This is a genomic window from Acinetobacter sp. YH12128 (genome assembly GCF_013418655.1).
Lineage (GTDB): Bacteria > Pseudomonadota > Gammaproteobacteria > Pseudomonadales > Moraxellaceae > Acinetobacter > Acinetobacter amyesii.
This window is the reverse complement of record NZ_VPBO01000001.1, coordinates 111,685-132,786: the sequence shown is the minus strand read 5'-3', so window position 1 is coordinate 132,786 and position 21,102 is coordinate 111,685. Positions and strand designations below refer to the sequence as shown.

20 protein-coding genes are annotated in these 21,102 nt (G+C 39.5%); 8 read left to right on the top strand and 12 right to left on the bottom strand.

What is annotated here, in order from left to right; all coding sequences use genetic code 11:
• Positions 1 to 438 precede the first annotated feature (438 nt).
• Positions 439 to 876, top strand: a complete 438-nt coding sequence (locus FTU64_RS00675) for a hypothetical protein (RefSeq protein WP_180059056.1) — start codon at positions 439 to 441, stop codon at positions 874 to 876.
• 110 nt (positions 877 to 986) lie between these two features.
• On the opposite strand, the gene rapA is transcribed toward FTU64_RS00675, so the two are convergent.
• The 7 genes from rapA to FTU64_RS00640 form a co-directional block, all read right to left on the bottom strand.
• Complete coding sequence (gene rapA / locus FTU64_RS00670; protein ID WP_180003802.1) at positions 987 to 3,824, bottom strand: RNA polymerase-associated protein RapA; 2,838 nt, start codon at positions 3,822 to 3,824, stop codon at positions 987 to 989.
• A 141-nt stretch (positions 3,825 to 3,965) separates the two neighbouring features.
• Complete coding sequence (locus FTU64_RS00665) at positions 3,966 to 4,610, bottom strand: RluA family pseudouridine synthase (protein ID WP_180003800.1); 645 nt, start codon at positions 4,608 to 4,610, stop codon at positions 3,966 to 3,968.
• Between the two features lie 133 nt (positions 4,611 to 4,743).
• Positions 4,744 to 5,448, bottom strand: a complete 705-nt coding sequence (locus tag FTU64_RS00660) for a phosphopantetheine-binding protein (RefSeq protein WP_180003798.1) — start codon at positions 5,446 to 5,448, stop codon at positions 4,744 to 4,746.
• 189 nt (positions 5,449 to 5,637) lie between these two features.
• A complete protein-coding gene (locus FTU64_RS00655) occupies positions 5,638 to 6,054 on the bottom strand; it encodes a heme-binding protein (protein ID WP_180003797.1) in 417 nt (138 codons plus the stop codon).
• Positions 6,055 to 6,156: 102 nt separating this feature from the next.
• Complete coding sequence (gene hemL / locus FTU64_RS00650) at positions 6,157 to 7,455, bottom strand: glutamate-1-semialdehyde 2,1-aminomutase (protein WP_180003795.1); 1,299 nt, start codon at positions 7,453 to 7,455, stop codon at positions 6,157 to 6,159.
• A 35-nt stretch (positions 7,456 to 7,490) separates the two neighbouring features.
• Positions 7,491 to 8,111: a thiamine phosphate synthase gene (gene thiE, locus FTU64_RS00645; protein WP_078188828.1), complete on the bottom strand. Its 621-nt coding sequence runs from the start codon at positions 8,109 to 8,111 to the stop codon at positions 7,491 to 7,493.
• Between the two features lie 592 nt (positions 8,112 to 8,703).
• The gene (locus FTU64_RS00640; protein ID WP_180059055.1) at positions 8,704 to 9,087 is read right to left on the bottom strand and encodes a DUF962 domain-containing protein; all 384 of its coding nucleotides are present in this window, start codon (positions 9,085 to 9,087) and stop codon (positions 8,704 to 8,706) included.
• A 321-nt stretch (positions 9,088 to 9,408) separates the two neighbouring features.
• On the opposite strand from FTU64_RS00640, the gene FTU64_RS00635 reads away from it, so the two are divergent.
• Both FTU64_RS00635 and FTU64_RS00630 read left to right on the top strand, forming a co-directional pair.
• Positions 9,409 to 10,869 carry an inorganic triphosphatase gene (locus tag FTU64_RS00635; protein WP_180059101.1) on the top strand — a complete coding sequence of 487 codons (1,461 nt, stop codon included), beginning with the start codon at positions 9,409 to 9,411 and terminating at the stop codon, positions 10,867 to 10,869.
• Positions 10,870 to 11,092: 223 nt separating this feature from the next.
• Positions 11,093 to 11,524, top strand: a complete 432-nt coding sequence (locus FTU64_RS00630) for a hypothetical protein (RefSeq protein WP_168378945.1) — start codon at positions 11,093 to 11,095, stop codon at positions 11,522 to 11,524.
• Between the two features lie 100 nt (positions 11,525 to 11,624).
• Here FTU64_RS00630 and FTU64_RS00625 read toward each other — a convergent pair whose 3' ends face one another.
• Together FTU64_RS00625 and FTU64_RS00620 are read right to left on the bottom strand one after the other, a co-directional pair.
• A complete protein-coding gene (locus FTU64_RS00625; RefSeq protein WP_180002979.1) occupies positions 11,625 to 11,795 on the bottom strand; it encodes a hypothetical protein in 171 nt (56 codons plus the stop codon).
• A 460-nt stretch (positions 11,796 to 12,255) separates the two neighbouring features.
• Positions 12,256 to 12,888, bottom strand: coding sequence for a hypothetical protein (locus tag FTU64_RS00620; protein WP_180059054.1), 633 nt, complete (start codon positions 12,886 to 12,888; stop codon positions 12,256 to 12,258).
• A 107-nt stretch (positions 12,889 to 12,995) separates the two neighbouring features.
• On the opposite strand from FTU64_RS00620, the gene FTU64_RS00615 reads away from it, so the two are divergent.
• Positions 12,996 to 13,397 carry a DUF3144 domain-containing protein gene (locus FTU64_RS00615; protein WP_180007294.1) on the top strand — a complete coding sequence of 134 codons (402 nt, stop codon included), beginning with the start codon at positions 12,996 to 12,998 and terminating at the stop codon, positions 13,395 to 13,397.
• 172 nt (positions 13,398 to 13,569) lie between these two features.
• Complete coding sequence (locus FTU64_RS00610) at positions 13,570 to 14,634, top strand: amidohydrolase (protein ID WP_180059053.1); 1,065 nt, start codon at positions 13,570 to 13,572, stop codon at positions 14,632 to 14,634.
• Positions 14,635 to 14,728: 94 nt separating this feature from the next.
• Here FTU64_RS00610 and FTU64_RS00605 read toward each other — a convergent pair whose 3' ends face one another.
• Positions 14,729 to 17,497 carry a pitrilysin family protein gene (locus FTU64_RS00605; protein ID WP_180059052.1) on the bottom strand — a complete coding sequence of 923 codons (2,769 nt, stop codon included), beginning with the start codon at positions 17,495 to 17,497 and terminating at the stop codon, positions 14,729 to 14,731.
• Positions 17,498 to 17,646: 149 nt separating this feature from the next.
• Entirely contained in the window at positions 17,647 to 18,468 is an 822-nt protein-coding gene (locus FTU64_RS00600; protein ID WP_180059051.1) for a PhzF family phenazine biosynthesis protein, read from the bottom strand.
• Between the two features lie 104 nt (positions 18,469 to 18,572).
• Between FTU64_RS00600 and FTU64_RS00595 the strand changes: the two genes are divergently transcribed.
• Together FTU64_RS00595 and gloB are read left to right on the top strand one after the other, a co-directional pair.
• Entirely contained in the window at positions 18,573 to 19,181 is a 609-nt protein-coding gene (locus FTU64_RS00595) for a flavin reductase family protein (protein ID WP_180007298.1), read from the top strand.
• Between the two features lie 109 nt (positions 19,182 to 19,290).
• Positions 19,291 to 20,022 (top strand): hydroxyacylglutathione hydrolase, encoded by a 732-nt coding sequence (gene gloB / locus FTU64_RS00590; protein ID WP_180026842.1) that lies wholly within the window; start codon positions 19,291 to 19,293, stop codon positions 20,020 to 20,022.
• Between the two features lie 89 nt (positions 20,023 to 20,111).
• On the opposite strand, the gene FTU64_RS00585 is transcribed toward gloB, so the two are convergent.
• Complete coding sequence (locus FTU64_RS00585; RefSeq protein WP_257222160.1) at positions 20,112 to 20,378, bottom strand: hypothetical protein; 267 nt, start codon at positions 20,376 to 20,378, stop codon at positions 20,112 to 20,114.
• 440 nt (positions 20,379 to 20,818) lie between these two features.
• Here FTU64_RS00585 and FTU64_RS00580 point away from each other — a divergent pair, with 440 nt between their 5' ends.
• Complete coding sequence (locus FTU64_RS00580) at positions 20,819 to 21,022, top strand: hypothetical protein (protein WP_078188846.1); 204 nt, start codon at positions 20,819 to 20,821, stop codon at positions 21,020 to 21,022.
• Positions 21,023 to 21,102: the final 80 nt, after the last annotated feature.

Below are 21,102 nucleotides of genomic sequence, written 5' to 3'. Positions count from 1 at the left end.
ACGTATAAATTTAACCAAACCAAAACTTTACTTAACTAAATCATCAAAACACGACATTAAGGCAGTTCGTGAACAATCATTTGATTATGATGCTATCGCTATATGTCCGAATACATTTAATAATTTCACTTTCATAATTCAATCGACACCAACAACGACAGTTTATGTCGCGATGCCGATTCTTTTACTAATCAAAGCATGTATATTGGGTCTAGCAATGAGCATGAAGCATAGCGCCCTATTTTACAATTTCAGTATTTAACTGAGCTTCGAATCAGAACAAGGTGTGTTTCTACACCATGATTAACTTTAGATCGTTCATAGATTGAACACATTATTCAAAACCATTTTTAGAAAATTTTAGATTCGATAAATAGCACCATTTCATTTTATAGCGCCGATAAATAAAGCATAACCATTCTATTTTCAGGAGGTTTTATGATTTTAATAAATGACTTTGATTTAACTCAACCGCAAAAAGTCATCGTGTTAGACCATACACTGGATGAAACAACCCTATTAACAGAAATACTGGCCTTGTGTAAGACCGCAGACCCAGAGCTGATCGTGGCGGCAAGCAAAGAAGCTGATTTAGTCTTACGTTTATTACCTGAAATACATGATTATTGCGGTGCCATTGCCTTAAAACAGCCGCTATGCATTGACATCAACTTTGATTTACTTACTGCTCATTATGCAACACGCAGCCAAGCAGACCGATGTACGATCCAAATTCAGTTAGCAAAAAATCATCCGGACTTTACCAAGCTCGAAGCCATATTTTATATGTTGGATGAACTAGAAGATTTTGATCAAGCTGTAGAATTACTGAAAAATAGTTACTTTTTTTATGCCGATGTCGACAATTTAGATTAAAAAAATAATACAAAACTAAGATTTAGCTTAAATCTGTCGTGATTAATTTTACAGTTATAATTTTAGCCATAAAAAAAAGCACCCGAAGGTGCTTTTTGAAGATTCTTAACTTATGGCTTAACCACTACCATAATTTGAATCGCTTCTGGTGTAACCGCTAGACCATCAAGCAGTGTTAAACCTTCTTTTTGCAGTTTTTGTAAACGTGCAATTTCGTCTTCACGAATACTTGGGTTGAACTGCTTCAAATAAGTCAAACGGTCAATTTCATACTGCCATTTGCTACCATAGATTTCTTTGGCTTGTTGTTTAAAGCCCGGTAATGCACCACGAGCAATTTCAAGCGCTTGCGTATAACGCTGTTCAATGACATCACGACGCGCCTTAACCACTTGGCGGCAACTGTTGCCATCAAGATGATGTAAATAAGGACGTAAAATTTCAGGTGCAATTTTTTGCGATAAATCCTGACCTTTTTCGCTCAGTAATACACGAACCAACTGTTGTGGCAAACTTGACGGCAAATTCAATGCTTTCGGTGCAACGACATCGACTTTAAACCACACTTCCATTAACACAGAACCTTGCGGTAAAGCGGCCGATTTCAATACAGCAACGTTGGTACTACCAAAGCCTTGCGTATTAATCATTTCCATCACACTTTCAGTGAATGGATGCTCAAGTGTTAAATACTGAGCATCTTCACGGATCTGTGCTTGGTCACGATAGAACGTCGCCGTCATACCTTCTTCGTCCAAAGTCAGACCTTGAACTTGCATTTGATCCGTTGGCTTGATGATCACGGTACCATTACTTTGCTCATCAAAATCAATGTTTGTAGACGCCATAAAGCGTTTCATAAACATTGGCAAAGTCGTGTTGTCATCATAATCTTCAAGTGCAGTCACAATTTCTTGTGCCACGATTGGACGGCAAGAGTTGTATTCAAGTAAACGGTCACGACCTTCTTGAAGTTCAGCTTCAAGCGCTTCACGTTGCACACTTACGGCTTCGAGCAGATCTTCAAACTCTTGGCCTTTATCTGCCAACAAACAATCTTTCAGATTGACGATGAAGTTTTCTTGTAAGGTTTGCGCAGTCGGCGAGATATTACAGAAAATATTTAATGCTTCGTTATACCAACGGAACATACGCTCTTGCGCAGTGCCAACCAGATAAGGCACATGAATTTGAATACGATTTTCTTGACCAATACGGTCTAAACGACCAATACGTTGTTCAAGTACGTCTGGGTTTGCAGGCAAGTCAAACAAAACTAAGTCCGATGCAAACTGGAAGTTACGACCTTCAGAACCAATTTCTGAACATAGTAAAATTTGCGCACCGTATGACTCTTCCGCAAAATAAGCTGCTGCTTGGTCACGCTCTAATAGGCTCATGCCTTCATGGAACATCGCTGTGCGAATACCCGCATGCAAACGAAGTACATTTTCTAAAGACTCAACGACTGGACCACTACGTGCAATCAATAACACTTTTTTGTGTTTTAGGTCTGTACGCAGACGTTCCATCAACCACATCACACGTGGGTCGGTTTCCATCCACGAGCCATCAAGCTGCGCTTCTTCAGGCCACATTTGTTCACGTAGCTTGCCATCTTTAGACCAGTTTTCAGGTGCAGGTAATGGCGCAGGCTGACAGTCACGACCTGGGAAACCTTGAATCGCTTCACGGGTATTACGGAATAAAATACGACCGGTACCATGACGATCTAATAACTCATGAATAGCACGGAAGCGTTGTTCAGGCTCGTCAGTAATTCGATGACCTAATAGACTTTCAATCGCTGCCAAATGCCCTTCTTCGAGTGGGAGATCAGACATAAGCACTTCAGCAATTTTAGCTGTTTGGTGATACTGCTCTTCTTCATCCAAGAAACGATCAAGCGAACTAAAACGTTGTGGATCAAGTAGACGTAAACGAGCAAAGTGACTTTCCACACCTAATTGTTCAGGTGTTGCGGTTAATAACAAGACACCCGGAGTTTTTTCAGCAAGTTCTTCAACAAGGTCATAACGGTCATTGCCGCCTTCTTCTTCTGACCACATTAAATGATGGGCTTCATCGACCACGAGCAAATCAAAACCAGCTTCAAGCGCTTGTTCACGCAAGTCATCATGGTCGATCATCAAATCGACACTCGCAATGATGCATTGTTCAGTTAAGAATGGGTTGAGGTCTGGATCGTGTTCTTTAATCGAAGCTGTACGCGTCAAGTCAAATAATGAGAACTCAAGATTGAAACGACGACGCATTTCAATCATCCATTGATATTGCAATGAATCAGGTACTAAGACCAAGATACGTTCTGAACGACCCGTTTTGAGTTGCTGATGAATGATCAGACCGGCTTCGATGGTTTTACCCAGACCAACTTCGTCAGCAAGTAATACACGTGGAGCAAAACGTTTACCCACTTCATGCGCAATATACAGTTGGTGTGGAATGAGACCCACACGTGAACCTACCAAGCCACGTAGAGGGCTAGACTTCATATTGGCTTGAAGAAGCAGTGCTTCGATACGCAGGTCATACCATTCTTTATAGTCCACTTGGCTTGCAAGCAAACGATCTAATGGTTTTGCTAACTGAATACTTGCACCAATACGTGTTTCATTCAGTGCTTTACGCTCTTCTGTGCCATCGGCAAGTTTACGTACCGCGTTATAACGAACCACACCACCACGGTCTTCAAGAGATTCAACAGTCCAAATTTGACCTTCTTGGTCTTGGACTTCGTCATTTACATTGAAAACAATACGAGATAAAGGTGCATTGTGACGGGCATAGACACGAGTTTCATCACTTTTCGGGAATAAAATGCTGACCGATCGCTCATCAACATCAATAAGAACACCTAAACCCAGTTCCGTTTCTGTATCTGATAACCAACGTTGACCAATAGCAAACTGCTGCAATTTTTCCACCTTTTTCTCAAGTTCGGTCTGAAAATATTATGCTCAAACTGTGAACGTTATTTGAGCAAAAATCTAGACCATAAAGCAATATATTTTGACATAAAGCCCACTAAATAGTGAGCAGAATTCTTAGGGATTTAAATGATTTTCCTAAAATGGTACGGGACAGTGAAATTCCACTGTTTGCTCAGTTTCAGGATGGTTAAAACTCAAGCGCTCAGCATGTAAACATAAGCGCGGCATCAGCTGCTGTTGCTCAGGTGTTGCATACAAAGTATCACCTACAATAGGATGACCTAAATATTGCATATGAACACGAAGCTGATGTGATCGACCGGTAATAGGCGTTAACACTACACGTGTTACGGCTTGCCCCTGAATCTCAAAATGTTCAGTGGCTTTCCAATGCGTAAGCGCAGGCTTATTGTGTGCAGGATCGGCAATATGCAGTGGCGGATGTTCTGGGTCATATATGACCGGTACATCGACAGTACCTTCACCTTCGAGCGTACCCGCAACCAATGCCTGATATGTTTTTGAAGTTTGACGTTCTTGGAACTGGCGTGAAATTCGATTTTGCCCTTGACGGGTTAATGCAAAAACCAAAATACCTGAGGTATCACGATCCAAACGATGGATGAGCAAGGTATTCGGTTCAATTTTTAATAATCGATTGATAACACAGTCTTGTAAATCTGCTGTTTTTCCCGGAACTGTGAGTAAACCTGCTGGTTTATGGATCACCATAAAGTCAGTGTCACGATGTATCAGGTGTTCGGTTAGAAAATTACTCAAAGTTCAATCCAGTTCTGATCTCGAAAAACAAGGCGGCAATAATAAAAAGCTTAGCCAACAATTACAATGCACAAAGGCATATTTCCCGACGTATTTTCCGATTTAGAACAAAAATAATTCCAATTGGCTTTGTTTAGTCTGTACTGAGCAATTTTTCTAGCAATGCTTTTAGACTTGCATCATCTAAAAAGTCTTCATAACGGATGTTAGCACCATTGGCACGCCACAACCCAATTAAGCTGACCATGGCAACGGAATCTAGTCCATAACTGCGTAAATCCAATAAGGGATCTATTTCCAATGCCTCCATATCTAGCTGTTCTGCGATAGCCAATAATATGCCTTTGGCTGACAAGACGAATTCAGTTGGTGCTGACAGATTCCAAAGCCGCATCAAATTATAACTACTCATGTGATGAATCCCTTGGCCTGACATGGAGTCCACCCACTGAATATGCTGCTCCTGATTATTCATCGCAATCGCATCATCAACGATACAGATTTGCTCTGTTACGCTATATAGATGCGGCAAGATCTGTTTCAGCATAGGCGTGATTTGCCCTGCAAAGATGAGCTGCGGGTGTGTTGTTGCATATTCACCGAGCTGCGGCATGCCTTGAAGTAAATCATCACCATATAAATCGACAATAGGAATCTCTAAGGCTTTGGCTTTATTGGTCAGCTGGATAATATTTTCCATCAGCTGCGTATCCTGTATACCCTGCTGCATGCGTAGATTTTGCAGTCCTGCTAATACCAATACTGACTGTGTTGAAGACAGCTGCCATTTTGCTTGAGATGGTGAAAATTGGATTTTTTTAGGCATGGGATAAAGCATGGGAGGCTCTAAAAAATATTTAACGATTCTATGGATAGGCTTTGTTGCATAAATATGTAAGCATCTGATTTAAATAAATTTAATTTTGGATCAAAAAATAATCAAAACCTTTAAAATCATATAGTTATGAAATCTTTGTGCAACAAAGCCGATAAATTGCTAAAATTCAATTTAGTTAAACTAAAACAATCATCCTGCTTGCATCAAAAACTTCTCAATCGCCTGCTGTGCAATTTCTGCATCCTGAAATGACTTTACCCCAGACACGCCCATTGCACCCACCAATTGCCCTTCGTACATAATCGGCTCACCGCCTTCCAGCATGCCTGAAAAGGTATCCATGGTCAGAAAACCCATCTGACCACTTTTGATGATGTCTTCAAATAACTTTGAAGGACGACGGCTAATGGCTGAACATTTGGCTTTTTCTAAGCATAGATTTGCTGTCATTGGCGATGCACCATCCATTCGTTTCATCGCCAATAAATTGCCTGTATCATCCATTACCGCAATGCTGACATTAAAACCATTTTCTACTGCATAAGTATGTGCTGTGTTTAGTAAAAATTCTGCATCTGCTAAAGTTAAATAATGCTTGGTTTTCATTTAAAAATCCTTTTCTTAAAAAACTGAACTTATAACAACAAAAAAGCCCACAGCAGGCTGCGGGCTTTATTCTAAAGCAGAATTTACCGATTTAAATGAAAATTACTTCATTTCAGCAAAAACTTCTTTCGCCATTTCAATTGTAAATGCGATATCTTCATCGCTATGCGCGCTTGAGAAGAACCCTGCTTCAAATGCAGACGGTGCAAGGTTAACACCACGTTTCAGCATGCCATGGAAGAAAGCGCGGAACGCATCTACATCACATTTCAAAATTGAATCAAAACCAGTGATTTCAGTTTGATCTGTAAAGTAAATACCAAACATTCCACCTACTTGCTGCGTAAAGAACGGAATGCCCGCTTCGTCTGCAGCTACCTGTAAACCAGCAAGCAAACCTGCCAATTTTTCAGTCAAAGTTTCATAGAAGCCCGGCTGACGCAAATGTTTAAACATCTCAATACCGGCACGCATAGCCAATGGGTTACCAGACAATGTACCTGCTTGATAGACTTTGCCAAGAGGTGCAATGCATTCCATCACTTCACGCTTGCCGCCAAATGCACCCACAGGCAGGCCAGCACCAATAATTTTACCTAAAGTGGTTAAATCAGGTGTTACGCCATAATGCGCTTGCGCACCGCCAAGACCTACACGGAAACCTGTCATTACTTCATCAATGATAAAGACTGAACCATGCTCATCACACACATCGCGAATTGCTTGCAAGAAACCATCTATCGGTTTAACCAAGTTCATGTTGCCTGCAACTGGCTCGACAATTACACCTGCAATTTCTGAACCGAATTTTGCAAAGCATTCTTTCAGCATGGCGATGTCATTGTATGGCAGTGTTAAAGTGTGTTTGGCAAAATCAGCCGGAACACCTGCAGAAGTTGCTTCACCCTCACCCTTTGTCAACAAGCCTGAGCCTGCTTTCACTAAAAGCGAATCTGAGTGACCGTGGTAGCAGCCTTCAAATTTTACAATCTTGTCACGGCCAGTGTAGCCACGAGCAAGACGAATTGCTGTCATGGTTGCTTCTGTCCCTGAGTTGGTCATACGCACCAGCTCAATAGACGGCATAATTTCGCAAATAATATCCGCCAATGTCGTTTCATGCACAGTTGGCGCACCAAAACTTAAACCATCAACAGCCGCTTCTTGAACCGCTTTAATAATGTCGGGCTGCGCATGACCTAAAATCATTGGGCCCCAAGAGCCGACATAGTCGACATAGCGTTTTCCGTCTACGTCATAGAGATATGCGCCTTGCGCTTTTTCGATAAATACCGGTGTACCGCCTACACCATTAAATGCGCGTACAGGAGAGTTTACGCCGCCAGGAATATGCTTGCTGGCTTGTTTAAATAATTGTTCTTGCTTAGCAGATAAGCTCATAAAAATTCTCTACTTATTCAATCTAAAAAATAAAATTAAGCTTGTTCAGCAAAAAGCTCAGACCATTCATAAACACGACTGCTTACAGCAGACATTGAACGACCTAATACATCACTAATCACAGCACAAAGATCAGCACCCGCTTCAATCACTTCAGCAGAATTTTCTACAGTTAAACCACCAATTGCACAAATAGGTACATTTAGTTTCGCTTTGGCTTGTTTTAGCGTTTCTAAGCCAATATTGCCTGCTTCAGGCTTAGTTTCAGTCGCAAAAATGGCGCCAAAAGCCACATAGTTTGCACCGTCTGCAATCGCCTGCTCAGCCAGCTCTAAAGAGTTATTACAGCTTCGACCGATCAAAACATTTTTAGGTAAGCGTGCTACAGCTTCAGCAATTGAACCGTCATCTTGCCCTAAATGGACACCCACACCATATTGAACTGCAGTTTCTAAATCGTCATTAATAACAAAAGGCACTTTGTACTGATTACACATATTTTTCATGTATTCAATTTCATAAGCCTGATCTTCCTTTGCCACTTTTTTACGGCGATATTGCAAAACAGCAACTTCATAAGTTGCCATCGCGCCTTCGAGTTTGGCTAAAAGCAATTCGATAGGATCATCATTGGTAATGAGGTATAAACCACGCATAGTTCAATCACAACTTAAAACTTTTGAATATTATAACGATTAGGTCTATGAAATGTTGCTTGGGGCATAAAATTTTAATGCTTTGCTGCTGAGAAAGTTATATTCCTTTTCACAGGACTACTTATATAAATGTTTAATTAAATTTTCTGTAGAAAATGGCAAAAAATACCTATTTTCAGGTATAGAACAAAACTGATACAAATTATTTAATAGTGCACTAGAAGAACTCAAAACTCAGCGCATAAAAACACAACACTTTTATAAAAATAAAAATGTGTAACCTATTAGACTTTTTGGTGCTTGGTAAGAAACGTTTTGGGGAGCGTTCAGAGCATCAAAAAGTCTAGCCTATTTTATAAAAGTTTTTATTGTAATATTTTTCAAATAATAGACTTTTCTAAAGCCATAAAAAAAGCCTAGAGAAGGTCACTCTAGGCTCGGAAAACTGGGGTTTATCGACTTTTCATCTTATAGACAGGAAGTAAATAAACAATATGAACATTATTAGACTAATCGCTCTAATTTTGCAAGTCATTTACTCAAAAAAATCACACCTAGATCCATAAAAATTAAACGTTTGATTAATAAATAATTAACTATCAATCTTATCTAAATTACGGTCTTTTAAGCTTAAGTTCCCCTTCACAATATCAGACAGCATGCGCCAATCGGAAATAAAACTGTACAAAGGTTGCTTGAAACTTGCTGGCTTGTTTTTTTCAAAGAAAAAATGTCCGACCCATGCACAGGCATAGCCTGAAACCAGGCCATAAGCAAAATACTTCGGTTGTTTTTTTAAAATTGCTTTTGCGAAGAAATAGAGTCCTATACTGCTGCCTGTGGCATGTAAACGTCGACTCATGATATTTCGATGTTCAGTCAAATAAAATCGATAAAATTGCGAATAGTCACGAATAGGCAACTGAAATTCGGGCTTTAAATCTCGATTAAACTCGGGTTGTACTTGTGAATTCATTTTGTGCTCATCCTGAACTTATTTTAATCAACATAGCTCAAAACTCGCCCACTTTAAAGGCGTAAAATTTTATTTTGATCCCATGAAAGTCGAACCATTGTGAATTATACAATTGATGGAATATCCATCTTTTAAAACTTTTATTAGTCCAAAAGCAGAGTTTTCAAATCCGTCAAGTCTTTCTTCTCAACTGTTTTTCGCTACAATCGATACGCGTTTAGCTCATAGAAAATGTACGCGCATTTTAGTTTTTCATTTTTATAAAAATTTAAAGATCGCTTCATGCCAGATCATGAAGTTTTGACATCAGGACAGAAAACCATGGTTGAAGTTGAATTAAAGTTCCAGATTCCAGAAGCACGTCGAACTGCATTATTAAAGGCACTCGATCCAAAAAAATCTGAACAAATTCAACTTAAAGCTAAATATTTTGATACCCCAGATCGACAAATGGCACAGCAGCATGCAGCCTTGCGTCAACGTTTAGAAGGAACCCGCTGGATTCAAACCCTGAAAGCTGCAGGTAAAAGCCACATTGAACGCTTTGAGCATAACTTAGATTTGGGTGAACTTGAACAAGCTCCTGCCCTAGATTTATCTGTTTATAGTAATGAAGCTGAAGTTCAATCAGTTTTAAAAACCACTTTAGGCGATCAGCAAGATTCACTACAACTTCAGTTTGAAACCGACATTCTGAGAACTTATCGCGTCATAGAGTTTGAAGACGCCAAAATCGAAGTTAGCTTAGATATCGGCTGTATCCGCAGCAACAGTACAGAAACAGAAGTTCACGAAGTTGAATTTGAACTGAAAAGCGGCTCTATTCAATCGCTCCTTGCCTTTAGTTTTGAATGGGTTAAAAAGTACCATTTGTGGTTAGACGTTCGAAGTAAAGCCGAAATTGGCAACTTGTTGGCATTGAGTCAAACTGTGAGTCCAGCAGTTGAGGCTAAAGAATTTCAACTCAGTAAAAAAGACACTGCCGCAAAAAACTTACGACTTTTAATTGCACAGGAAATGCAGCACCTTCTGCCTAATATTGCCGCAATTTCTGCAGGTGTTGCTCAAGCTGAGCACATTACACAAGCTCAGAAAGCACTCCATCATCTACAATTAACCATTTCGCTGTTTAAAGATTGGAACAGCGATATCGTTGAAAAATGGGCTGTGCAATTAGGCGCATTTAAGCAGCAGTTTGAACAATTACACCATTTTGAGCACATGCAAAATACCTTGGGTGGCTTTTTACAAAACCCAACGACCTCAGAAAATTTAACCAAAGATATTTTGTATGCCAAAGAGAAGTTAGGCAATTTGGTTAAATCGACTCAAAATGTGCATCATTATCTTGAGCTTTTAATGTTTAGTTTGAAAGTCGATGATGCACCGCAGCAGCATGATTTTAAATGGCATGCTCAAACAACCCTGCAAAACCAATATAAAGCCCTGCAAGAGGCTTTAAATGATGCCGACATTAACAATTTTGAAAGCTTAGATGTGCTTTCTCAGCGCATACAAGAGCTTAAATTTAGCTTCCCAATTTTGACGTCGATTTACGATGTAAAAAATTTGCAGAAATACAGTAAAGCACTCAATGATGCACAAGTTGCGGCACAGGAATACCAAGTTCTTTCCTCTTCTGCACAGTATATTCAGCAAACAGAGCTGGAAGCTAGCGATTGGTTTGTTCTCGGTTGGTTGACTGCAAAGCAAGAGGTTTATGCAGATAAACTTTTAGAAGCGACGGAACAATTCCTTGTCAGCCGAAAACTCATTAAATAAAACCTAAGGGAGATTGAATGAGTCTCCCTTTTTATTTGCGTCCCACATTATTATATAGATATTCATTTATTGGACATTCAGATTCGAATTCGGCTATTTTCAATTCATCAATTCCTTAGTTTGACTCAGTTACATTGAAATATTTTGAGAAGCTATTATTTTTGTTTTTTGAGTAAAAACTTTTAAAATAAGCTATCTGAAAAATTAGATTCAGGGTGGTTTTATGTTGAAAAGTCACATACCTGTAATTTATCCCCTATTTTCATTTTCACTTATTTTTATATTTTTCCCAATACTGAGTGCTTGTAGTGAACAACATAAGCCTGTGCAAAGTACCGAATTAAGGCGCACGGCATCCTTACAAGTCGAAAAGCCGCTTTCTCCAACTCAAAACTTTGATCAGACACGACGAACCTTTAAAGTCCTGCGCAATAATAATGAGGACTATGGTGATGAGTCTTACCAAATCAAAACCGATGCTGGCACACTGAGTATTTACAGCATGAACTTGAATCCGCAACAAGGTCAGCTACTATCTAGCGTCAAGTCTGGAGAATGTCTCACCCTATCGAGTCAAAGCGACAATTTGATTGCGGTTGATGGTTATATCAGTGTGATGGAATTGGGTGACATTAAAATTCATCCCTGCAAATAAACTTCAATATAGTATTTGCATATCAGTCATTCAAAAAAACTAAGAAAATTGCCTTAAGGCTACACTGCTATTGGGGGTTTAATTCATAATCCATACTGATTTAACCTTGTGCTAATAACCCCCATGATTTCATGGCATTACTCACCATGCGTTGTAATTGTGTCAAGGCCATACCATCACGTGCTTGTATCGTCATCCCTTGCAATAAGGTCATATAAAAATCAGTCAATTGCTCTGCATGAGCCAAACTTTCAATTTCGGCATTTGCCATAGTGGCTATTTTCACATTAGGGCGTGGATTACATAATCCAAAGCATCCTTGTGCAGCGAACTAAATTCACGTTCTAAGTAATATCGTCAACATATTTAATTAACTGATGTTACGCACGTAAAAGTAATTACGCATTTTTAAAATGATTTTTAAGTCTATTCGACGGAGTCTTACATCTAGGGTTTAAATAAAGGGATTAGCCTTCGGCTGGAAGTACTTTTGTTTCGGCAAAATGAGAAGCGAAGCTTCGCAAGGAAACCATCTTGCGGAGCAATGCTCCTCACCGCAAAACTCGTTCACTAGCGTCTACTTATTCAAAGTATCGCAAAAACATCTTTAAATAGATGTAGTTCTGTCTCAAACACTTGCGGATGACGTTGCCGCGTATCGCTCTTTTATTTGAATCAAATGGCGCTTCTGATGTTACTGCGTAACATCAGTAATTAACGATATTTATTAATTAACGATATTTCCCAAAGATTTTCCACGTATTGTTATCTGCTAAAGGGTCACTATAGCTATCGCTACGGGCTTTACGTGGTTTGTCACGGGCATCCACCAATTTAAAGTCGTTTTCGACACTGAGTACAATGCCATTCACATAAAAACGGGTACGGGTGTAATCACTTTGTCCATGTTGAAATACATAGGTTCTGAGATCAATAAATTCACGGTGTGCGACCAAGGCTGCCGTGTCATCGCTGTCAAGCCAATGTCGCATCGCTTGAATTTGATCTGCTTCAAACTGCCCACATTTTTCAACTAAGCTGGCAATACCCCGAAAGGTTTTAGATTCTTTTGCACGTGTTTTGTTGATTCGAATACGATCCACATGAAAATAAAAAAGCGGCAGATTCAAATGACTCGGCAAATGGATTGCATCAAGGACTTCATCTTCCACAAAGGGTTGAAATAAGTCTTGAGCACGTTCAATTAAACCTGTCCACTGTGCATAATATTCGGCTACTTCAGACTGCGTACCATAATAAATGGGCAGCCCTTCTACATTGGCTAAGGTTGAGGGCGGCCAAACATTTTGTCGAAGTAATCCAATATCACTTTTCAGACTTTGCACTGCGATTGCATCTTGCATGAAGCATTTCATTTTACTTAGGCTATTTTTTAGATTAAGTCAAAGGTTTAGTTTCTGCAAGGCTTTGCCTATAATACTGCATTAGATTTTTATGCTAGGACACATTCATGGTTCAAAAGATTGAAGCTACTGATGTAACCGAAGAAGAAGCGTTGAATGCAGCTTTCTTTGAACGTGCGGATGAATTTATTAAACAAGCCAATGAATTTTGTCGTGTTGAAAAGGGTTCTCAAGTCAAACCGGCAGAAATGCGCGGCCAAGTGAGTGCTGCCATGTTATTTGGTACTGCTCGCTTTAATACTTGGGTTGCTGCAAATGGCTTCAAAGATGGCAAAGAAATGCGTGATGCCAAAGATCAAGTGATGTCTTATATTCTTCAACAATTTCAAATGATGCTTGAAGATAATTATGATGAATATTGCGAACAGTTTGAAAACTATCTTCGCTTCCGTCATAACGAAGAATTCCATGCAAATAAGCATGATGACCACCACGATCATCAGCATTAATCAAAAGCCCTTCGGGGCTTTTTTTATACAACTTCTCTTTCACAAAGCTTTGATTTAATATTCAGTCATAACGTTGTATTTTCATCATTCAAACTATTTTCAGTGCCTCGCGTATTCGAAAATACAATGAAATACGCAAGAAATGGACATGGTTTTAAGGACAAGGATAGCAATGCAGACGCTCGATTTTGCCATCGTGGATTCACATATACATCAATGGGATCCATACAATACCCCACATGCCGCTTCACTTGCCGTGAAATTATTGGGTAAACATCCCTACTTGCTCGACAAAATGATGCGCTTAGTTAAGCCGCAAGAGTTAATTGACACAGTTGGTTTGACCAAACATGTGACGACACCGTATTTGCCTGAAAATTATAAGCAAGATGCAGGACATTATCAGGTTGATCAAATCGTACATGTAGAAGCGAGCTGGCATGACCATAAAGGCAAAGGGGTGGTTGGTGAAACCAAGTTTATTGAATCTTTAGACTTTAACGCTCAAAAGATTAAACTTGGTGCCATAGTCGGCACTGCAGACCCATGTGACAGTAGTTTTAAGAAAATTCTTAAAATGCATAAACAAGCTTCCCCGCATTTTCGTGGCATACGAAAAATGGCAGCTGTACATGAAGACCCAAAAGTTCATGCATGGACCAATGAGCCGCATCTCTATACCAATAAAAAATTTATGAAAGGTTTTGAAGCCCTCGCTCAAATGAACTTAAGTTTTGATGCATGGGTTTATTCAGACCAGATTCGTGATTTAACCGCTTTAGCACGTGCTTTCCCTGAAACATCTATCGTGCTGGATCATTTTGGGACACCTGTCGGTGCCTTTGGCGCTGTTGGCTCACATACAGGCTTAACCCAAACTTCACGTGACAATATCTTGTTTCGTTGGAAAGATGATTTAGCCGAACTGGCAAGTTGCCCAAATGTTTATACCAAAATGTCTGGTTTATTCATGCCGGTGTTGGGTCATCAGTTTCATAAAGAACAACGCCTTGCATCCAAACAAGAGATTTTCGATTGCGCCTTTCCGCTTATTTCTCATGCTCTACAATGCTTTGGGAAATACCGTGTGATGTTTGGCTCTAACTTCCCGATGGATAGTGTGAGTGCATCTTTGGTGAATATTATTGACGCCTTTTCAGATGCGGTCGCGAGTTATGATCATGATGCACTGACTTTAGTCTTCCAACAAAATGCCCGTCAGTTCTACCGCCTATAAGTTCGTTAAGATAATCTTACAATCAAGTCATACAATCAAGTCATACAATGCAGCTCAAAAAAAATCCTCCAGATGGAGGATTTTTTTATTAAGTTTATTTTTGAGTAGATTTTACAGCTTGACCATATTGGTCAGCCATCACCTCAACCAAACGCTCAGGTTGAATATATTTTTTGATGACAGCATCAACATCCGCCTTGGTCAAAGCAGCAATGCGTTGATCACGTTTTTCACGATAGTTTAGGTCACGACCTTTTTCTAACTGTGGAATCAACATACTATGAATGCGACGGTCATCTTCAAGTGCAGTTAAACGCTTTTTCAAAATACTGGCTTTGGCTGCTTCTACTTCCTGTTCCGTCACGCCATTTTTCAATAAGTTTTGCAAAACTTTATGAACAGACTGAGAAACTTGTGCTGATTTACCCGCAGTGTAGTTTGCATCAATACTCAGTACACCTGAATTCACCCATTCATCAAAATTAATGTCTGCACTAAAACCATAAACCAGTGCATTCTTTTCACGTAACTCTTGAGCTAAACGTGAAGACAACTGTGAATCACCAAGTATGTGGCGTAATACTTGTAGTGCAGGAGAATCGGTATGCTCTACGCCTACAGGTAGAGTCATAATGGCTTGGTAACTACCAAACTCACGCTGTTCAGACAATGCATGCACTTTCTGTGCAGGATATGCCGTAAACGTAGACTCTAAGCGTTGATATGGCTCGCTGGTTTTCCAATCTGCAAATTCTTTTTTCAGAATTTTTTCTATTTGCTTAGTATCAAAATCACCTGTTACCGCAATTTGTGCATGCTGTGTTTTAAAGAATTTTTGATGTAACTGCTGCACTTGATCACGTGTAGCCGACTCAATTTGTTTTTTCGCAAGTTCAGGTTCGAAGTGATAACGAATATCCCCCGGCTGATAGATCTCGACAATACGCGACAGAGTCATTGCAGCAACGGTATCCGGCTCTGTATAAGGTCGATCCAAACTCGATAAACTTTGCGCTTTGATTAAATCAAATTGTGATTGTTCAAATGCCGGAGCTTTAATAACATCAATGACATATTGCAAAAAGTCAGCAAATTTTTCTTTACGAGCAACCACTTGAATCATGAGGCCATTATCATTTGCACTAACCGTTGCACCGCCACCGACATCAATAATTTTATCGGCAATTTGCTGTAAGCTTTGATCTTTAGATGCACGGAACATGAGATAAGCTGTCAAATCTAGCAACTCCCCTTTATTCATTAAGCTTTGTGCTGTACCAAAATCCAATGCAATTGTTGCATAAGTCTTGTCATCACGAGTTTTGGTTGGAAACAATGCATACTGAATGCCGTTTTTAAATTTAGCGCGCTGAATCTGCTTTTCTTTCTGATTTAGATATTGCTTAGACTCAGCTACATATTGCTTCACTTCAGCTCGATAAACACTCGCATCTTTCAATGGCTCTTCTGCAGGCGCTTGCTGATCTAAAGTTTCAGCAGGTTTCGACGCTGCTTGTTGCTGTGCTTTCTTTTGATCTTCAGGTGTAGGCAGAATATTTCCTGTGACACGGTATTCAGGCTTTAGAAAGTCCTTATACACCTGATTCACGTCGCTTACATTCAGCTTTTGTACTTTATCTAAGTCTCGGAAATATTGAGACCAGTCCCCGTTATAAGCCACAGTATAAGAACTGAGACGCTCGCCAAGTGCTGTTGCGCTATTTTTGACATTGTCAGCCATATTTCGAGTTAGACTTTTAACACGGTTTAGCTCGACATCATTAAAGGCTTTGGTTTGCTCCACACCTTGTGCAAGACTGGTTGCCACTTTGTTAGCATCATGACTTGGGCCATATATCGCCCCCATAAACACCAAATTAAAATCTTTATCTAACCATGTGGTGGATTGAACTGCGGTTGCTGTCCCTGTTTCCACCATGCTTTGATACAAATGCCCACTTGGCTGTAAGGTATACAACGTTGGAGATACCGCCAAAGCAGTTTTAATTGGTTCGACTGCACCATTTAAATAAATATTAAATTTACCAAAGTCACTGCCCTTATGAACTGTAAATTCGCGTTGCTTTAATTTCGTTCCATCTAATTTAGGGACTTTGGCCTGTTCAGGAATTTGGCGTGCGGCAATTGGGCTAAATTGTTGATCAATTTGTTTTAATACAGCCGCTTTATCAAACTTACCAGAAATCACCATCACTGCATTATTTGGCGCATACCAACGGCGATAGAACTGGTTTAATTCGTTCATATTGATGGATTGAAGTTCTTTCAAATCACCTATCGGTAAGCGGCCTAAAGATTGATTGCCATAGGCTTCTTTTAAAACTTGGTCGATTAACACTGAAAATGGCTGATCTAAACGAATTTCACGTTCACGCTTAACGATATCAATTTCTGTTGGTACAAATTTTTCCTGAAGTACCAATTTGTCCATCCGTTCTGCTTCTAAATGCAAAACTTGATCGATTGAACTTTGTTCAGGACGAATCACATTGGTGTATTTCGTTGAATAATAATCCGTACTGGCATTGGTCATCAGCGTGAATTGGTCTAAGCGACGCTGAAATTCATCACCTTTGACATTTTCAGTGCCTTTAAAGGCCAAATGTTCGAGCAAATGTGCCAAACCACCTTTGCCCGCAGGGTCATTTAAAGAACCCGTGAAATACACCGTATTCATAAACACTTTGCTTTCTTTATCGTTTTGCGCCAAAACCACACGAAAACCGTTATCTAATTTATATTCTTCAATGGCTTGTTCAGTTTTAACCAATACAGGTTGAGCAAAGAGGCTTGTACTTAAACCTGCAAAAAAAAGTGAAAGCGTTAAATGTTTAATACGCATGTAATTCAAGTGTCCTTTATATTTAGCATCGATCAGCGCAGTGCTGTCGATCAGATTGGTTTTGATTTTATGCTGAGCTTTTCAGGATTAATAGTTACTTTTTATTAAATACATGCCGCAGATTTCGACAGCATGTATTTGATTTATGTTCAGATATAAATGTCCGACTGCATATACAAACACGCATAGCCTGAGATTTCTATACGGTCATTTTCGAGCATTTGACAGTGTAGTTCACCACCACGACTTGATGCTTGATATGCCAAGATCTGACTTTTTTGTAGACGTTCTGCCCAAATGGGCACAATTCCGGTATGAATAGAACCCGTAACAGGATCTTCATTGATGCCATTACCCGGTGCAAAATAACGTGAAATGCAGTCATATTGCTGGGCTGCCGCAGTGATTGCAACATCGGTAATCGTACCCGGTGCTGTAATTGCGGTGCGGATTTTGCCAAGACGTTTTAAAATTTCAAAATTCGGTTGTTCATCCAAGACTTGTTGAGCCGTTTCATATTCCACGATATACGCCTGCGCATTCAGATAAACTTGCTTAAAAGGTTGACTCAACCCTAGATGTAGCTCTTCAGGATATTCGCTCACGACCTGTGGCCGACGTACAGGGAAATTCATCAGAATTTTTCCATCTTCAGCTTTATTTACACTAAAAATACCGAGATTTTTGACATGAAATTGGATGTTTTTTTCAGCTGTATAAAACTCAAAAAGCACATAACTACTGGCCAATGTCGCATGTCCACAAAAGTCCACTTCAGTGGTCGGTGTAAACCAACGAATTTCATAATTACTGCTGTCAATTTTTTTCACAAATGCAGTTTCAGACAGATTATTTTCCAAAGCAATCTGTTGCATCAAGTGTTCATCTAACCATTCATCCAACACCAAAACCGCCGCTGGGTTGCCTTTAAATAACACTTGGGTAAATGCGTCCACTTGATACATTTTCATTGATAGAACTCCTGATTTAGTGATTTATATTAAAGGCTTTTGAAAATATTTCATGCGTTATATGCTATGTAACAACACTTTTTAATAAAACATCTAAGTTTTAGATGCACTTAAATATAGGTACAATTTTGAAAACGCATATTCACCCTGTTCCTTTAGAAAAATCATACCGACTTTTAAATCATGGCCCGACTGTGCTCGTCTCTGCTCAGGATCAAACCCATACTGGTGTGATGACTGCAGCATGGGCATGCGCCTTAGAGTTCAACCCTGCAAAAGTGACGGTAGTACTGGATAAATCAACTAAAACACGTGAGATTATTGAAAATTCAGGTTATTTCGCCTTACAAGTACCGACACTGAAACAACTCAAAATGGTCTATGCACTTGGCATGATGAGCCAACGTGATGCGCCAGAAAAATTACGCCAATGTGGCGTGGAATTATTTCAATTTAATGCCTCTGATATTCCTGTGGTTGAAGGTTGTGCTGCTTGGCTACTGTGCAAACTTATTCCTGAACCTCACAATCAACAAGCACATGATCTGTTTATCGGCGAAGTCATTGCTGCTTATGCAGACGACCGCGTCTTCCGTAACGGACATTGGTATTATCATGAAGTAGCAGATGAATGGAAAAGCCTACATCATGTTGCTGGCGGGCACTTTTATACCATTGGTAATCCTGTATCTGTAGACGAGACACCAGACTAAAATAGCGCTATGAACTCTGTCGTTTATTTAGGGTTGAAAATCGATAATCATACCTTTTGAGCATTTTCATGCTAACTTTAACTTAATTTAAAATATTGAATGAATGGATATGACGTTTAAAATACATACATTGGATGTCAAAAATTCACTGCAAAATTATATTTGGCTGCTTGAGCACACCGAAAGCCATGATGTCATTGCAGTAGATCCTACTGAAGCCGCTTTGGTCGAGCGCTATTGTCAGGTATATCAGCTCAATCTTACGCAAATTTGGCTAACGCATTGGCATAAAGATCACGTCGGTGGTGTACCTGAACTTATTCAAAATAAAAACATTGCCGTTTACGGCCCCCGTGCAGAATTAAGCCGTATTCCATGGGTGAATTTTCCTCTCGATCATAATGACCGTTTTGAATTTCATGGTCTTGAAGTTGAAATAACAGCAACGCCCGGCCACACCCTCGGTCATATCGTATATTTTATCGATGACATTCATACACTTTTCTGTGGCGATGTATTATTTGCTATGGGCTGTGGACGTGTATTTGAAGGCACCTTTCAACAAATGTACGATTCCTTGAACCGTATAGCCGCATTCCCTGCTGAAACTCAAGTGTATTGTACTCACGAATACACCCTATCGAATGCGCAGTTTGCGCGGCATGTTGAACCTGACAACCTTGCCATACAACAGCGGTTTGATGAGGTTGAATCCCTACGCATGCTCGGGAAATGTACTTTGCCAAGCAGCATTGAATTAGAACTAGAAACCAATCCATTTTTACGTGCAGAAAGTGTTGAAGCGTTTCAGCGCTTAAGAGAACTCAAAGACAATTTTTAATTGGATTGCGAGTTATAAGCATTTAAGATTTCATCACAAATAAACTGTTTTATTTGTGATGAATATTTCGGGCCGATTCATCATTTTATTTATAAAATTTGATTGGTTGCAGCAAAATCATCCAATTCGGCTTGAGTCACAACTCGTACGGCTTGCATTTCATCGATACGTACCATCAATAAACCACCTAATGCAGGCTGATAACGTCGCGCACTGCCAAAAGGCGTATATGCCACTTTGGATTGCTCCGAAAAGACCAACCAATCTTCATGTCCAAGCATCACCGCAATAGGCGTCTGCCCTGCTTGTTGCATCTGTTCAATTTTTGCTTTGACATCGTGCTCAATGTTTTGCATGCGTTCAATCTATTTATATCGATGGGATATAGTATAAAAGCATTTCGACAAATCTTGATGTGAAATAGCTTTGCATGCTCACCTATCCAGTTAATTTGGCTGTGAACAAGTCTTTATTTGCAATCAATACTGCACACCTAATCCACTATACTTTCTAAGTTAAGTCATCGCTTATTTTGCACACAGCTTCTCTATAGGCATAGGATAGATTTTAAGCCAGCAATTAAAACCCAAATTTTCAAAATACGTTATATTTACTTACATTAAGTTTAGATTGTTATAAAACAGCGAGTTAAATGAATTTATACAATTTATAAGCCGATAATCTGTTTATTTATCCATCAAAATTTCATATTTTAAATAAAAGTTTTCCATTTCCCCTTTAAAAAATATTTTGACACCCCTATTTAATATTTTAATGATTGATAAGGAGTTCGCTCGTGAAAAAAGTGGTTAAAGCAAAAAATTTAGTTGCCTTCCGTCTTTGGTTAGAAAAGTTAGGATATTCTGTTCGTACACTGGCAGATAATCGTGGATTTACATTCAGTTTTAAAAAAGAATATGGTCTAGTGACTGTAGATTTGTCTGGTAATGCTTTGGCCATGCAGCTCGGTGAAGAGTTTGAAGATCATCTAAAGGCGTAATCTTCTCTATAATTTATTCGAACGATTTGAAATAAATGATTTAATTCGAATCCGCATTTCTAAATTTGCCCGTATATGCG

Bases quoted from the DNA above. Each gene is read 5' to 3' on its own strand.
- FTU64_RS00635 (WP_180059101.1), top strand. From the start codon at position 9,409: ATGGTTGAAGTTGAATTAAAGTTCCAGATTCCAGAAGCACGTCGAACT.
- FTU64_RS00630 (WP_168378945.1), top strand. From the start codon at position 11,093: ATGTTGAAAAGTCACATACCTGTAATTTATCCCCTATTTTCATTTTCA.
- FTU64_RS00585 (WP_257222160.1), bottom strand. From the start codon at position 20,378: ATGCAAAACATTGAGCACGATGTCAAAGCAAAAATTGAACAGATGCAA.
- FTU64_RS00595 (WP_180007298.1), top strand. From the start codon at position 18,573: ATGCACTTAAATATAGGTACAATTTTGAAAACGCATATTCACCCTGTT.
- FTU64_RS00610 (WP_180059053.1), top strand. From the start codon at position 13,570: ATGCAGACGCTCGATTTTGCCATCGTGGATTCACATATACATCAATGG.
- FTU64_RS00640 (WP_180059055.1), bottom strand. From the start codon at position 9,087: ATGAATTCACAAGTACAACCCGAGTTTAATCGAGATTTAAAGCCCGAA.
- FTU64_RS00600 (WP_180059051.1), bottom strand. From the start codon at position 18,468: ATGAAAATGTATCAAGTGGACGCATTTACCCAAGTGTTATTTAAAGGC.
- thiE (WP_078188828.1), bottom strand. From the start codon at position 8,111: ATGCGTGGTTTATACCTCATTACCAATGATGATCCTATCGAATTGCTT.
- FTU64_RS00655 (WP_180003797.1), bottom strand. From the start codon at position 6,054: ATGAAAACCAAGCATTATTTAACTTTAGCAGATGCAGAATTTTTACTA.
- FTU64_RS00660 (WP_180003798.1), bottom strand. From the start codon at position 5,448: ATGCTTTATCCCATGCCTAAAAAAATCCAATTTTCACCATCTCAAGCA.
- hemL (WP_180003795.1), bottom strand. From the start codon at position 7,455: ATGAGCTTATCTGCTAAGCAAGAACAATTATTTAAACAAGCCAGCAAG.
- FTU64_RS00620 (WP_180059054.1), bottom strand. From the start codon at position 12,888: ATGCAAGATGCAATCGCAGTGCAAAGTCTGAAAAGTGATATTGGATTA.
- FTU64_RS00625 (WP_180002979.1), bottom strand. From the start codon at position 11,795: ATGGCAAATGCCGAAATTGAAAGTTTGGCTCATGCAGAGCAATTGACT.
- FTU64_RS00605 (WP_180059052.1), bottom strand. From the start codon at position 17,497: ATGCGTATTAAACATTTAACGCTTTCACTTTTTTTTGCAGGTTTAAGT.
- gloB (WP_180026842.1), top strand. From the start codon at position 19,291: ATGACGTTTAAAATACATACATTGGATGTCAAAAATTCACTGCAAAAT.
- FTU64_RS00615 (WP_180007294.1), top strand. From the start codon at position 12,996: ATGGTTCAAAAGATTGAAGCTACTGATGTAACCGAAGAAGAAGCGTTG.
- FTU64_RS00675 (WP_180059056.1), top strand. From the start codon at position 439: ATGATTTTAATAAATGACTTTGATTTAACTCAACCGCAAAAAGTCATC.